General features: G+C 69.1%; 13 protein-coding genes. 6 read left to right on the plus strand and 7 right to left on the minus strand.

The features are described from left to right. Nucleotides 1-9 precede the first annotated feature (9 nt). Both BAU07_RS10970 and BAU07_RS10975 read right to left on the minus strand, forming a co-directional pair. Nucleotides 10-258: a hypothetical protein gene (locus tag BAU07_RS10970; protein ID WP_066657313.1), complete on the minus strand. Its 249-nt coding sequence runs from the start codon at nucleotides 256-258 to the stop codon at nucleotides 10-12. Continuing rightward, on the minus strand, nucleotides 258-1,112 hold the full coding sequence (locus BAU07_RS10975; RefSeq protein ID WP_066657314.1) for a hypothetical protein: 855 nt from the start codon (nucleotides 1,110-1,112) through the stop codon (nucleotides 258-260). The genes BAU07_RS10970 and BAU07_RS10975 overlap by 1 nt, the downstream gene beginning before the upstream one ends. A 186-nt stretch (nucleotides 1,113-1,298) precedes the next feature. Here BAU07_RS10975 and BAU07_RS10980 point away from each other — a divergent pair, with 186 nt between their 5' ends. The 4 genes from BAU07_RS10980 to BAU07_RS10995 all read left to right on the plus strand — a co-directional run bounded on the left by BAU07_RS10980 (nucleotide 1,299) and on the right by BAU07_RS10995 (nucleotide 6,606). Further along, nucleotides 1,299-1,988, plus strand: a complete 690-nt coding sequence (locus BAU07_RS10980; protein WP_066657315.1) for an ABC transporter ATP-binding protein — start codon at nucleotides 1,299-1,301, stop codon at nucleotides 1,986-1,988. Beyond that, the gene (locus BAU07_RS10985) at nucleotides 1,988-4,474 is read left to right on the plus strand and encodes an ABC transporter permease (RefSeq protein WP_066657316.1); all 2,487 of its coding nucleotides are present in this window, start codon (nucleotides 1,988-1,990) and stop codon (nucleotides 4,472-4,474) included. The genes BAU07_RS10980 and BAU07_RS10985 overlap by 1 nt, the downstream gene beginning before the upstream one ends. Beyond that, the gene (locus BAU07_RS10990) at nucleotides 4,464-5,537 is read left to right on the plus strand and encodes a lipocalin-like domain-containing protein (RefSeq protein ID WP_066657318.1); all 1,074 of its coding nucleotides are present in this window, start codon (nucleotides 4,464-4,466) and stop codon (nucleotides 5,535-5,537) included. The genes BAU07_RS10985 and BAU07_RS10990 overlap by 11 nt, the downstream gene beginning before the upstream one ends. A 106-nt stretch (nucleotides 5,538-5,643) precedes the next feature. Then, nucleotides 5,644-6,606, plus strand: coding sequence for a helix-turn-helix transcriptional regulator (locus BAU07_RS10995; protein WP_066657320.1), 963 nt, complete (start codon nucleotides 5,644-5,646; stop codon nucleotides 6,604-6,606). Here the strand turns inward: BAU07_RS10995 and BAU07_RS11000 are convergent. The 5 genes from BAU07_RS11000 to BAU07_RS11020 form a co-directional block, all read right to left on the minus strand. Then, on the minus strand, nucleotides 6,593-7,603 hold the full coding sequence (locus tag BAU07_RS11000; protein ID WP_198168899.1) for a Bug family tripartite tricarboxylate transporter substrate binding protein: 1,011 nt from the start codon (nucleotides 7,601-7,603) through the stop codon (nucleotides 6,593-6,595). The genes BAU07_RS10995 and BAU07_RS11000 overlap by 14 nt on opposite strands. A 146-nt stretch (nucleotides 7,604-7,749) precedes the next feature. Next, nucleotides 7,750-8,448, minus strand: coding sequence for a DUF4286 family protein (locus tag BAU07_RS27370; protein ID WP_066657322.1), 699 nt, complete (start codon nucleotides 8,446-8,448; stop codon nucleotides 7,750-7,752). 107 nt (nucleotides 8,449-8,555) lie between these two features. Next, nucleotides 8,556-9,530: a Bug family tripartite tricarboxylate transporter substrate binding protein gene (locus BAU07_RS11010; protein ID WP_066657324.1), complete on the minus strand. Its 975-nt coding sequence runs from the start codon at nucleotides 9,528-9,530 to the stop codon at nucleotides 8,556-8,558. A 67-nt stretch (nucleotides 9,531-9,597) separates the two neighbouring features. After that, a complete protein-coding gene (locus BAU07_RS11015) occupies nucleotides 9,598-11,010 on the minus strand; it encodes an MmgE/PrpD family protein (RefSeq protein ID WP_066657326.1) in 1,413 nt (470 codons plus the stop codon). 4 nt (nucleotides 11,011-11,014) lie between these two features. After that, nucleotides 11,015-11,785: an SDR family NAD(P)-dependent oxidoreductase gene (locus BAU07_RS11020; protein ID WP_066657328.1), complete on the minus strand. Its 771-nt coding sequence runs from the start codon at nucleotides 11,783-11,785 to the stop codon at nucleotides 11,015-11,017. A 228-nt stretch (nucleotides 11,786-12,013) separates the two neighbouring features. On the opposite strand from BAU07_RS11020, the gene BAU07_RS11025 reads away from it, so the two are divergent. Beyond that, nucleotides 12,014-12,865 (plus strand): IclR family transcriptional regulator, encoded by an 852-nt coding sequence (locus BAU07_RS11025; RefSeq protein ID WP_066657331.1) that lies wholly within the window; start codon nucleotides 12,014-12,016, stop codon nucleotides 12,863-12,865. 131 nt (nucleotides 12,866-12,996) lie between these two features. Then, nucleotides 12,997-13,569, plus strand: coding sequence for an isochorismatase family protein (locus BAU07_RS11030; protein WP_066657334.1), 573 nt, complete (start codon nucleotides 12,997-12,999; stop codon nucleotides 13,567-13,569). Nucleotides 13,570-13,607: the final 38 nt, after the last annotated feature.

Raw genomic sequence — 13,607 nt, forward strand, 5'->3', positions numbered from 1 at the left:
GCATTCAACCTACGGCCCGATACCCGTGAAGATGGTTGCAACGAAGGCACGTTCCAGTGGAGCGGGACTTTGCAAGGCCTGTCCCCATTGCGTCAGCGAGGAGGGCATTTGCGTGTCCTCGGCGGCGTGCGCCTGGCCGGACCGGTCTTGCGGCGGTGTCGCGGCCTGGTACGAGGTGGCGGGGTGGTGGCTGCGGATCTCCATGGTGGGCTCCAGTGGGATGGATGTCGATGCGGAATCGTGCAGGATGTGAGGCATCAGTAGGCGTTGCCGTATGACACCGCGGCGAGATAGCGTTCGTAGCTCTGGAGGTCATCGGCTGGCGCGGGCTCGAAAGTATCGGCATCGAGAGGTCGATCGCATTCCGCCGCGGGATTCGTCGGCCTGGCCTGTTCCGGCCGTGCGGCCATGGGCAGCAGCCAGACCATCGGGCTGAGCAGCGAGGCGACGCCATTCAGGACGTGCCTCCAGCGGCTGGCCACCCTGCAGGGCGCCGCTTCGGCCGGCTGCGTGTCGCCCGCGCCGTCGGCCCAGCCGTCCGGGTATACGGCGACGCCATTCGCGGCCAGGCTGCGGCGTACCCCTGAGTCGCGGCTGTATGCAGACCTGTCGACGCGGTCCGATCCGGACGTGGTACTGGTGGACAGGTGCGTGTCCGATCCGGTCTGGCGCGCTCGCCGAGGGCCGCGCGGAGTGCCCGCGGGGAGCTGGCCGCCTGTCGAGGCCGCGGGCATCTGCCGATATGCCTCGCTGTGGCCCGGGTGGCAAGGTGCGAGGAGTATCGTGCCAGGCTTGATGCGGAGGTTGTCGACGGCGGCCTCCGCTGCCCCCCTGTCCATGCCGGGTTGATCGCCGAAATTGGAGCGCGGCGCCATCAGTGCATGGACAAAGCGTTCGTACCCCACCGTGCCCTTCATTGCCGACCCCATGAAGGGCCGGGCGGGCGTGTCGTTGCCGGTGCCGCGCTGCGCGGGCGCGAGCGGGTAATAACATGTCGGAGCTCCCGTGCGGTGCGTGCCGCCGTCGGACTGCCCGGCGGCATCACTGCCCGCCAGCCCGTTGTACGCAAGGTTCTGCGCGGGTGCCTGTGTGCTGTTCAGTGCCATGGTCATGTCGTCCTCCTTGATATCGCGCGGTGTGGCGCGTCGGCTGAGTACATCGCGGTGCGCGGAAAGTTCCTGTGCGGTACGGGGCCATGGCCGGACCGCCGCGGTGACGGCGGGCGGTTACGATAGTTGCGGGGGCGCCGCCGGCGCGCACGGTATCGCACGTACGCCGTGCGGTGAAAGGAGAGTTCGGTGCTTGTCGTCGAGGACGTGCACAAGTCATTCGGGACCGCGCAGGGCAGCCTGCCGGTGCTGCGCGGGGCGGACCTGCGGCTGGAAACCGGGACGAGCGTGGCGCTGATGGGCGAATCCGGCAGCGGCAAGAGCACGTTGCTGCACCTGGTCGCGGGCCTGGAACGTCCCGATAGCGGGCGCATCCTGATGGATGGGCAGCCCATCCACGATCGGGGCGAGGCGGAACTGGCGCGCTGGCGGCGCACCGGCATCGGCCTGGTCTTCCAGCAGTACAACCTCATCGGCAGCCTGGATGTCGCGGCCAATCTGGACTTCCAGGCGCGGCTGGCGGGGCGGCATGACGCCGCCTGGAGCGCGCGGCTGGCGCAGCGGCTGGGATTGGCGGCGCTATTGGACCGTTTTCCCGAGCAATTGTCGGGCGGGCAGCAGCAACGCGTGGCCATCGGCCGCGCGTTGGCGGGGCGGCCGCCGCTGGTGCTGGCGGATGAACCCACCGGCAGCCTGGACGAGGCCAGCAGCGATATCGTGCTGGACCTGCTGCTGGAGCTGGTGCATGAAGCCGGCGCCAGCCTGCTCATGGTGACACACAGCGCGCGGCTTGCCGGGCGCCTGGACCGTTGCCTGACGCTGCACCTGGGTCGTGTACAGACTGGACGCACCGAGCCGGCATTGCGGCGGGAGGCCTGATGCGGGTCGCCTTGCTTTGCCTGCGGGCGCTGCTGGGACATTGGCGGCGCCATCCCATGCAATGCGCCAGCATCGTCGGCGGCCTGTGGCTGGCGACAGCCTTGTGGAGCGGCGTGCAGGCGCTCAATGCACAGGCGCGCGCGGACTACGCGCGGGCCAGCGCGGTGCTGGCCGGACCCTCGCAGGGGCAGTGGGTGCCTCGCCAGGGTGATCGTCTCGACCAGGACGTGTATGTAAAGCTGCGCCGGGCGGGCCTGCCGGTGTCACCGTTATTGGAGGGCCGCCTGCGGTTTCCCGGGGACCCGCCGGCCACGGTCAACGTGCTGGGTATCGAGCCCTTGACCCTGCCGCCGGGCGCTGCGGTGGCGGGCCAGGCGGCCACGACGCTCGACCTGGACGCGTTTATCGGCATGCCGGGACAGGCCTGGGCGGGGCCGGATACGCTGCGGCGCCTGAACGCTCGGCCTGGGGATGCGCCCCATACGATGAATGGCGAGCGCCTGCCGCCCTTGCAATTGCGGTCACAGCTGGCGCCCGGCGTCCTCGTGATGGACATCGGCCACGCGCAACGGTTGCTGCATGCGGACGGGCAGGTGTCCCGGCTGTTGTTGCCGGCAGGAGTCAGCGGCCAGGCGGCGCAGCCACCCGCGGCATGGGCCAGTGTGCTGGCGCTGCGCACGCCCGAGGAGCGTGACGATCTGGATCGCATGACCCAGAGCTTCCATCTGAACCTCACCGCGCTCGGCATGCTGGCGTTCATCGTCGGGCTGTTCATCGTGCACGCGGCGATCGGTCTTGCGCTGGAACAGCGCCGCGGCGTGCTGCGTACGCTGCGCGCCTGCGGCATAAGCTTGCGCGTCCTCGTCATGGCGCTGGCCGTGGAGCTGGGCGCGTTCGCCGTCGTGGGCGGATTGGCCGGCGTGGCGAGCGGGTATGTGCTGGCCGGGCTATTGCTGGGCGACGTCGCGGCCAGCCTGCGCGGCCTTTACGGCGCCGAGGTGTCGGGCCAGTTGAACCTGCCGCCGCAATGGTGGCTGGCCGGCATTGCAATGACGCTGCTGGGCGTGCTGGTTGCCGGCGCCGGCAGCCTGGTGCGCGCGGCGCGGCTGCCCTTGCTGGCGCTGGCGCGGCCGGAAGCCTGGCGCGCGGCCCAGGCGGTGTGGCTGCGGCGCCAGACGGTGCTGGCCGGGCTGCTGGCCTTGGTCGCCGCCGCCAGCGGGTGGTGGGGCGACAGCCTGGCCAGCGCCTTCGCGATGCAGGCAGCTTTGCTGCTCGCGGCGGCCTTGCTGCTGCCGGCGTTGCTGGACGCCGTGCTGGCGTGGGCCGCGCGCCTGGCGCAGGGGCCGCTGGCGGGATGGTTCGTCGCGGACAGCCGCCAGCAATTGCCTGCATTGAGCCTGGCCTTGATGGCCTTGCTCCTGGCCTTGGCGGCCAGCGTCGGTGTAGGCAGCATGACGGAAGGTTTTCGCAAGACTTTCCTGGGCTGGCTCGACCAGCGCCTGTCCGCCGACGTGTACCTGAATGCCCGCGATACCGCGCAGGGCCTCGATGCCATGCGGTGGCTGCAGCAACGATCCGATATGCGCGCGGTGTTGCCGCAGTGGCGGGCGATGCTGCATGTGGGGGGATGGCCCGTGGAGATGCAAGGGGTCGAAGATCATCCTGAAACCCGCCGGCAATGGCCGCTGCTGGCGCGCATGGAGGACGCCTGGCCGCGTGTGGCGGCGGGGCAGGGCGTGATGATCAGCGAACAGTTGGGGCGGCGCCTGCAACTGCGCGTGGGGGACGCCCTGTCCTTGCCCGGGTCGTCGGCCGCCGGCGCGCCGCCGCGGTTTACCGTGGTGGGGCTGTACGCCGATTACGGCAATCCCAAGGGGCACATCCTGATGCAGGCGGACGTCCTGCGCCGGTACTGGCCGCAAGCGCAATTGCGCAGCCTGAATCTGTACCTGGAGCCGGCCCACGCCGCCGGCTTGCGCGAGGCGCTGGAGCGCCGCTACGGCGCGGATGGCATGCAGGTAGTGGAGCAGGCGTCGCTCAAGCAATGGTCCACGCAGGTGTTCGAGCGCACGTTCGCCGCCACCGGCGCGCTCAACACCCTGACGCTGGGGGTGGCCGGCATTGCGCTGTTCATCAGCCTGCTTACCTTGGGCCAGAGCCGGCTTGCCCAACTGGCGCCGCTGTGGGCCGTGGGCGTGCAGCGCTCCAGGCTGGCGGCGCTGGCGCTGGCGCAGACGCTGATGTTGTCGCTGCTGACGGTGCTGCTGGCGATGCCGCTCGGCATCCTGCTGGCGTGGTGCCTGGTGGCGGTGGTCAATGTGCAGGCCTTCGGCTGGCGGCTGCCCTTGTACGTATCGACCGGGCAACTGCTGCAACTGGGCGTGCTGGGGCTGATGACCAGCCTGCTGGCGGCGGCATGGCCGATGTGGCAATTGTGGCGGCGCCAGCCCGCCGACCTGTTGAGGCAGTTCGCCGATGAAGCCTAGTACCTGCCTGGGGCTGTGCCTGCTCTTGCTGCTGGGTGCCTGCGATGACACCACGGCCCCGCCCAGCGCCGGCTATGCCGGCCTGGGTCGCGACGCCGACGCCTACGCGCAGGTCCGGCGCGGCCACGCCCTGCAGTTCCCCGCGGATCATGGACCCCATGATGGTTATCGCATCGAATGGTGGTACGTCACCGCGAATCTGAAAGACGAAACCGGTCGTGATTGGGGCGTCCAATGGACCTTGTTCCGTTCCGCATTGCGTCCGGGGCCGGAAGCGCCAGGCTGGGGCAGCCCCAATCTGTGGATGGGCCACGCCGCCCTGACGAATGCGGACGGCCATGTCTTCGCGGAAAAGCTGGCGCGTGGCGGCATCGGTCAGGCCGGCGCGCAGGCGGTGCCGTTCCACGCCTGGATCGACGACTGGTCCTTGCGCGGCGTGGACGGCGCGGGCGTGGACCGCCTGACGATGCAAGCCGGCGCTTCCGGCTTTCGCTATCGGCTGGAACTGGTCAGCCAGGGTCCTTTGGTGCTGCATGGCGAGGCCGGCTATAGCGAAAAGTCGGGGCAGGGCCAGGCCTCGTACTACTACAGCCAGCCTTTCTATCGCGTCAGCGGCGAAATCGAAACCGCGGGCCGGCGCCACAGCGTCGAAGGAACGGCCTGGCTGGACCGCGAGTGGAGCAGCCAGCCACTGTCGGCCGGCCAGAAGGGCTGGGATTGGTTTTCGCTGCATCTGGCCGACGGCGCCCGCCTGATGGTGTTCCAGGTGCGGCAGGCCGACGGCGAGCCGTATCGCGCCGGGACCTGGGTCGGCAAGGACGGGCGTTCCGTGGCCTTGCGCGGTGCGCAGATCCAGCTGGCGCCATTGGCATGGACCGCGCAGCAGGAGGGCCGCCGCCTGCCCACGCAGTGGCGGGTGCAGGTGCCCGATCATGGCGTCGACGTCACGGTGCAGGCCATCCAGCCGCGCGCCTGGATGGCCACCACGTTTCCCTATTGGGAAGGACCCGTGCGTATGGTGTCCGGCGATGGGGGCGGCTACCTGGAGATGACCGGGTATTGACGCGGACGCCGTGTCCGCGTGAGGGAATAAAGCGTCGCGCCACGTGTTCTCGCTTGGTAACCGCCACATCGCAAGGGGTGGCCGGAGCAAGATCACGGAGGCCGTGTTGAAAGAGGAAATCCTGGTACTGGACTGGAATGGCGATAGCCATGACCGGGCGGACTGGCTCGAGCAGATGGCCGTCCAGGCCGGCATGGCGGGACAGGTGGACGCCACGCGCGCCAACGGGGCGACGATACAGGGCTGGCAGCTTGGCTCCATCGGGGTTGTGCAAGCCCGGATGTCCGGCATCTGCCTGACGCCGCTGCGCGTCGGCGCGCAGGCGCAGCACGAGGAATTCCTTTACCTGAAAATTTTGACGCAGGGCAGGCTGAGCGTGACGCAGCATGGCGAGACCGTCACCCTGGCCGCCGGTACGGCCGTACTCATCGACCCCGCCTGGGCATTCGAAGAGGACTTCGGCGATGGCGCCGCGTTGACCGTGATGCGGATTCCGCGGCAGGCATTGCGCGCCCGGGGCTTGCAGCATGCCTTGAGCCGGCCCGTCATCCCGGATGTCCAGCGTGCCGACCAGGCGGCCGTACGTGACTTTGCGTTGTTCGTCGCCGGCCTGGGTCCCGGACCGAGTCCCGCGCTGCGCCGGCAATTGGGCGAACAATGCCTCGATGTGCTGGATGTGCTGCTGGACGACGGACGACGGCGCAGCATGGCCCGCGGCCCGGAGGCCACGCTGTTGCGTGCGAAGCGCATCATCGCGCGCAGTGTCGGCGATTCCAGCTTGACCATCGGCCGTCTGGCGGCCGAACTGAACGTATCGTCCAACTACCTGGGACGCCTGTTCAAGCGCGACGGCACATCGGTGATGCGTTACGTCGGCGCGGTGCGCCTGGAGCACGCCGCCCGCCTGCTGCGCGAAGTGCCACGGCGGCCGATGCAGATACAGGAGATCGCCTACCGGTGCGGCTATGTATCGCTGGCGCACTTCAGCCGGGCCTACAAGCAAAGGTTCGGCATGTCCCCGCGCGCGGCCGTCGACGCGGCGGCGCGGGGGACGCTTACTCCGGCTTGATGCCGGCCTCGCGCACGATGCGCTGCCAGCGCGCCGCTTCCTGCGCGACCAGCTTTGCATAGTCGGCGCTGGAGCGATATGCCGCTTCCGCGCCCTGGGCCTTCAGGCGTTCGAGCAACGCCGGCTCCTGCATGGCCTTGCTCGCCGCCTCCTGCAGGCGTTCGACGACCTGCGGCGGCGTACCGGCGGGCGCGTGCAATCCAACCCAGCCGAACACCGTGGCTTGGGGATAGCCGAGCTCGGTGACGGTGGGCACGTCCGGCAGCAGGCCGATACGCTCCGGACTGGTGACCGCCAGCGCGCGCAGCTTGCCGGCCTGTACCTGCGGCAGCGCGGCGGGCAGCGAAGGCGTGGCCACCTGGGCTTCGCCGCTGACGGCCGCAAGCAGCGCGGGGCCCGCACCCTTGTAGGGAATGTGCGTCCATTGAAGGCCTGTTTCCAGGCGCAGCGCTTCGCCGGCGAGGTGCAGCGGCGACCCTATGCCGCCCGAACTGAAATTGATCTTGCCCGGTTCGCGTTTCGTGAGGGCGATCAGTTCGGCCAGGCTGTGCGCCTTCAGCGCCGGGTTGACCACCAGCAGATGCGGGACGGTGACAAAGAGCGCCACCGCCTCCAGATCCTTCACGGGATTCACCGGCATGCCGGGATACAGGCTGGGCGCGGTCGCGACGCTGGCGTCGCTCACCAGCAAGGTGTAGCCGTCCGGCGTGGCGCGCGCGACGTAGGCCATGGCCGTCTGGCCTCCGGCCCCCGCCTTGTTCTCCACCACGATGGACTGCCCGAGCTGCGCGGCCATGGCCTGCGCGGCGTGTCGCGCGACCACGTCGGTGGTGCCGCCGGGCGGATAGGGCACGACCCAGGTGATGGGACGTTCGGGATAGGCGGCATGCGCAGCCTGTACGCCGCAGCACAGGGCCACCGTGGCCAGGATGCGCGGCGTGTTCGCGATGAAGGTACGTAGGGCCCGGGCCGACCGGGATGCGCGAGCGTCGTTCATGTTGTCCCCTTGTTCCATGGCGCGTGCCGACGGGCTTCGCGCCTTTGGTGTTCCATGCGATGCAGCTTGCCGGGACCGCTGCCGCCCCGCGGATGCCGGCGCACCGCGCGGTCCCGGGGACGATTGCGGCATCCCGGCATGCGGCCTCATGGTCCGGATACTTCGTACAGCAGGGCGTACACGCCGTAAGCGTCTTCCGTCCAGCCTGCCTGGGCCAGCGCGGCGGCGGAAAGCACGGTCGACCTCAATGTTCGCAGGTCCCGCTCGCGCGTCGCTTCGACCAGGACGGCGTGGTCCACATAGCCGTCGGATAGCCCCGTCACGCGCACGGCGTCCATTCGGGCGCGGACCTGCGGGTCCGCCTCCAGCCAGTGCGCGCCCACGATGCCATGTTCCGTGGCCAGCCGCGACAGGCATTCCGCAAGCCAGGCGCGCGCCGTCGCGGCGTGTCCGCCGCTGTCCTGGCCGTCGCCCGGTGTGGCGATGCGCAGGCGCAGGCTGGCCACGACGGCGCCCAGGCCGCGCCCGTGCGTATCGCGCACCTGGAAGGTGTTGCGCACGACATTCGAGAAACCGGCGCGTATCCGCTTGGACTGTTCGCTGATGCTGCCGACCAGGGCGAGATAGCCCGGGCTGGCCAGGGCGTCCGGCGTATCGGCTTCGAACAGGGTCAGGTAGCGGGGCGCGCCTTCCAGCGCGTCGAAGCGACGCGCCCGGCGATAGCCGCCGATGTCGATGCGTTCGGGCATGTGCTCGACGATGTACCAGGCGTCCGTCTCGCGGTCCAGGGCCGGGTCGACGTCTATCCACAGCGCCAGGGCGCCGGTTCCCATCAATGCTGCCATTGGGTATTTCCTTCCAAGGATCCAAAGGATGCGGCCACGTCGCTGGGCCGATACTTACATCGGCGCTTCATACATGGGCGGCTCACGCATGATTTCCCCATGCGGCGTCAATCGACCTTGATTCCGGCTTTCTTGATGAGGCCGGACCAGCGCGCGTAATCGGCGCGGATGACCGCCGCGAAGGCCTGCGGCGGGGTGTACAGCGGTTCCGCGCCGACGGCGGCCAGCTTGTTGCGGATATCGGGATCATCCACCGCCTGCTTCAGCGCCTGCGCTAGCCGCTCTACCACCGCCGCCGGCGTGCCCGCGGGGGCCAGCACGCCGTTCCACGTCGTCACGACCAAACCCGGCAGGCCGGCTTCGCGGGCGGTAGGCACGTCGGGCAACGTCGGCGAACGGCTTTCCCCGGTGACGGCCAGTGCGCGTAGCTTGCCGCCCTTGATCAATGCCACCGCGGATGGCAGGGTCGCGAACATCGCGTCCACGTGGCCGCCCGTCAGGTCCACCAGCGCGGGACCGCCGCCTTTGTACGGGATGTGCACGACCTGCACATTGGCCTGGTTCTGATAGAGCTCCGCGGTCAGGTGATTGGTGCTGCCCTGGCCCGAGGAGGCGAAAGTCAGGCTCTTGGGCTTGGCCTGTGCCTGCGCCGTCAGGTCCGCCAGCCGCGTGGCCTTCACCGTCGGTCCGGTCACCAGCACATTGGGGAACTGGGCGACGATGGCTACCGGCGCGAAATCGCGTGTCGGGTCGTAGGGCAGGGCGCTGTACAGCGTCGGGCTCATCGCGATTTCGTTGGTGGTCCCGAACAACAGGGTGTAGCCGTCCGGCGCGGCGTGCGCGACGTAGGCGCCTCCGATGGTCCCGGTGGCGCCGCCGCGGTTCTCCACGATTACCGGCTGCCCCAGGGCGTTCGCCAGTTTCTCCGCGACGGGCCGCGCGATGATATCGGCCACCCCGCCCGGCGGAAACGGCACCACCAGGTGGATGGGCTTGTCCGGATAGGTCTGGGCCAGCGTGGCCAAGGGAAAGAGCAGCGCGGCCGCCAGCCATGCGGCGCGCCGGAATGTGTGTCCGCCCATGTGTTGTCTCCTGTTCGGCGTGGTCGCCGATCGTTGTGGTGTGGAACTGCGCACCCTGCGGCGTCGGTCAGGCCGGGGAGAGCAGGGGTGTGAAATGCGCCAGGTCGTCGTAGGCGTCCAGTTGCAGTACGGCGTCGTGCAGGGCCAGTGCGCGGCTGCGGCCCAACACGGGCATTGCGTAGCCGAGGAATTTGTCCGCCAGTTCGCGGTCGCTCATCGGCAGCTGCGGGTGTCCGGGCGGATAGGGGCACAGGTGGCGCCGCACGGCGCCGTCGCGCAGATGCAGTTCGACGCCGCCGCCGGCCGCCTGAGGCCAGTTGCGGTCAAGGTCGCCGTCTTCGTGCAGCTCGATCTTGCCGAGCAGGTCGCGCAGTGCCGGATCCGCCAGCTTGCGGGGCTGGAACTGGGCTTCGCCGCAGGCCCCGTCGAGCAGCGCCACGGCGGTGCAGTAGTAGAAGCTGTGCTGTGCGCTTTCCATGCCGGCGGGATAGCGACGGTCCGGATGCGCGGAAGGCGTGCGTAGCGCGAAGCTGGGCAGGCGCACCACGACACGTTCGACGGTGCCGGCCGCCGGCAGGCCTTCCCGGTGCAGCGCGATCGCCGCACGCACCGGTGCCAGGGCGGTGGCGACTACCGGGTAGGGCTTGATACTGGTCTCCAGCAGGCGATAGCGGCCGTTCAGCGGCAGCGTGAGCGCGCTGACGTCTACCGCGCCGGCCACCGTCTCGGCCCAGCCGCCGGGGCTTTCCATTAGCGACAGCGGACCGGTCATGCCGAGCCTGGCCAGGAGTGTCGCCTCGACCGCGGCCTTGGCCACCCATGCTTCCGCGGTGGCCTTGATCATGGATATGGCGCCGCTTTGCAGGTGGGCGAGCGTGTTCTGGTGGCTGCCGGCGATTGCCAGGGCATGCGCCGCACGCACGTTGTCCAGCCCGGCCAGCCGCGCCGCCAGGGCCGCGCCGGAGAATTGCGCATTGGTGCCGTGGTGCCAGCCACGGCGCCACAACGACGGTTCGCCGGCATGGTCGGCCAGCCGCAAGTGGATTTCGTAGGCGGCCACCAGCGCGGCGATCAGGTCCTTGCCGCTGCGGCGCTCGCTTTCCGCCAACGCCAGCGCCACCGCCAGGTTGCCGCTGGGATGGGCCGGATCGCGGCCGAAGTAGTAGTCGTTGCAGTCCAGGTAGCGCAGCAGGCCGCCGTTGACCAGGGTGGCGAGCGCGGCCGACGTTTTTCGCCCCGTACCCAGCAAGGTGGCCTGCGGGGCGCCGCCCGCCTCGTCGGCAAAGCGGCGCAAGGCGACGCTGACTTCGCTGTTCATGGCGCCGTAGGCGCATCCCAACGTGTCCAGGACCAGGCGCTTGGCATAGCGCACGACATCGGCGGGCAACTGCTCGTAGCGCAGGTCCAGCGCGATGCCGGCCAGCGTTTGCAGCACGCCCGCAGGCGCGCGCGTGGCGCGGGAATCAGCGGCGGCCGTCATGGCGTCAAAAGGCAAAGCGGCTGGAGCCGCCATCCACCGGGATCACGGTACCGGTCACATAGCTGGCCAGCGGCGAGGCCAGGAACATCGCCACGGCGGCGATTTCCTCCGGCTCGCCGAAACGGCCCACCGGGATTTCGGCCTGCGCATACTCGCGTTCGCTTTCCGCCGTGGGGTAGCGCTTGGCGATCTGTTCGCTGTGGATGCGTCCGGGCTGCAGGCAGTTCATCGTGATGCCGTAGGGCGCCACTTCGCGGGACAGGCCCTTGGACCAGACGTGGACGGCCGCCTTGGCGGTAAAGGCCGCGTTGAGCATGCGCGGCTCGGAGGTGCCGGTGAACGTGACGATGCGCCCCCACTTGTGTTCGCGCATGCCCGGCACGACGGCATGCGTCAGCTCGCGGATGCGGAAGAAGTTCAGCACCATGCCTTCATGCCATTGTTCGCGGGTGGCTTCGAAGGGCACCGGGCGGCTGGCGCCGGCCGCGTTCATCAGGATGTCGATGCGGCCGAGCAGTTGGCGCGCCTGCGCGGCCACACGTTCCGGCGCGTCCTCGTCGTAGAAGTCGGCCGCCATCGGGATCAGCTTGCCGCCTTTACCGGCCTTGCCGACCTGTTCGGCGATCTCCGCCGCGCTTTTCTCGACCAGTTCGACCCGGCGGGCGACGCCCACCACGGTGGCGCCGGCCAGCGCCAGCATACGTGCGGTAGTGCGGCCGATGCCCTGGCTGGCGCCGGTGACCAGGGCGGTGCGCCCTTCGAAATTCAGTTCCATATTGCCTCTCTGCCTCTGGTGCGGACCGGAAGTCCGCTGGTGATTGCTGGTGCACGCGGCCGGTGTTATCGTTATTTGTCTCATTGAATGAGACATATGTCCGTTGATTGATAATTCTGGGCGCGACGGCGAGGTTTGTCAACGCGGGAAAGCGGGTTTGCCGGCCGGCGCGCGCCCGTACAATTCCGCCCGAGCATGGGCCGGCGGAACCGGCCGCACTGGAGCGCAATGAAAAAGGCAGGCAATCCCGCAACAGATCCGGCCTCCCCGACGGCGTCGGAAGCGTCGGCTGGAGAGGGCAAGGAGACCAGCACGGTCAAGCGCGTCCTGCTGTTGCTGCAGTGCCTGGTCGACCACCCGGGCGAATCGGCGCAGGCATTGGCACAGCGGCTGAATCTGCCGCGCAGCTCCGTCCACCGGCTGCTGGCGACCCTGCGCGACAACGAATACGCCGGCCACGAAGCCGGCGGCACTTTCGGGCCCGGTCTGGAGATCTACCGCATGGCCGCCAAGCTGGGCGGCCACATGCCGTACCGTCGCCTGGCCGAGCCCTATCTCCAGGCCCTGTCGGCCGAGTTCCACGAGACCTCGCTGCTGACCCTGCTGGAGCGCCGGCAACTCAAGATGTTCCATGCGGCCAGCGGATCGCCCGATGACCCCATGCGCTACAACATCGGCCTGAACGTGCTGGAGCCGCTGGTCTGGGGCGCCACTGCCCGTGTGATCCTGGCGCATCTGAGCCCGCAGGAAATCGACAGCGCCATCGCGGCCGGCGGCCCATCGCCCGTCCAGGGCCTGGCGCCGGATGCGCGCGAGATCGGCGAGGCGCTGGCGCGCATCCGGCACGACGGTTATGCCGTTACGCACTCGCACCGCACGCCCAACACGGTGGGCGTGGGCGCGCCGTTTTTCGATGCGGACGGTGCGGTGGTCGGAAGCCTCGGATTTCTGATTCCCTCATTTCGTTGGGAACAGTCTGACGCGGATCGGGTCATAACTGCATTGCGCGAGGCCGCGGGCGCCTTGTCGGCACGGCTGGGCTACCGGTCCGCGGGATCGCGCCCGCCTGGCGCCAACTGACGCCAGCCTGAGTCGGCTCGCTGCACCGCCACGTCGGCGCGACGGGTGGCTGCGCCTTGCCATACCGATGTGGGCCGCGTGATGCGCACGCTGCCGTGCCCATCCTTCACTCCGCTTTCGAGGTATCAAGAATGGAACCCCTACGATTGGCTGGCCCGCAGACGGCGCTTGTCGCCATCGACCTGCAACATGGCATCGTCGAGCGCGATTGGGCGCCGTATTCCGGCGTCGACGTGGTGCTGCGCAATGTGCCGCTGGCCGACGCGGTACGCGCCGCGGGCGGCCTGGTGGTGTGGGTGCGCGTCGATCTCGCGGCCTTGCTACGCCTGCCCATGGACGCTCCCGCACCGTCGCCGGCCGCACCGCCGCCGCCACGCGCTTCGGAGCTGGTGCCGGAAATCGGCATGCAGGCCGGCGATATCGTGGTCACCAAGCGCCAGTGGGGGGCGTTCTACGGGACCGACCTGGACCAGCAACTGCGTCGCCGCGGGATACGTACGATCGTCATGAGCGGCATCGCGACGAATTTCGGCGTCGAATCGACCGCGCGCGGCGCCTTCGACCGCGGCTACGAACTGGTTTTCGCCGAAGACGCCATGACCTCGGCCACGCCGCAGGGGCATGCCTTCAGCGTGCAGCACCTGTTCACGCGCATGGGCAGGGTGCGCAAGACGGCCCAGGTGATCGGGGCCATCAAAACCTGAGTACTGGCCCAGGCCGCGGGATGCCCGGCGTTGCGTCC

Origin of the sequence: Bordetella flabilis, from assembly GCF_001676725.1 — a bacterium.
In the GTDB taxonomy this organism is placed as follows: domain Bacteria; phylum Pseudomonadota; class Gammaproteobacteria; order Burkholderiales; family Burkholderiaceae_B; genus Bordetella_C; species Bordetella_C flabilis.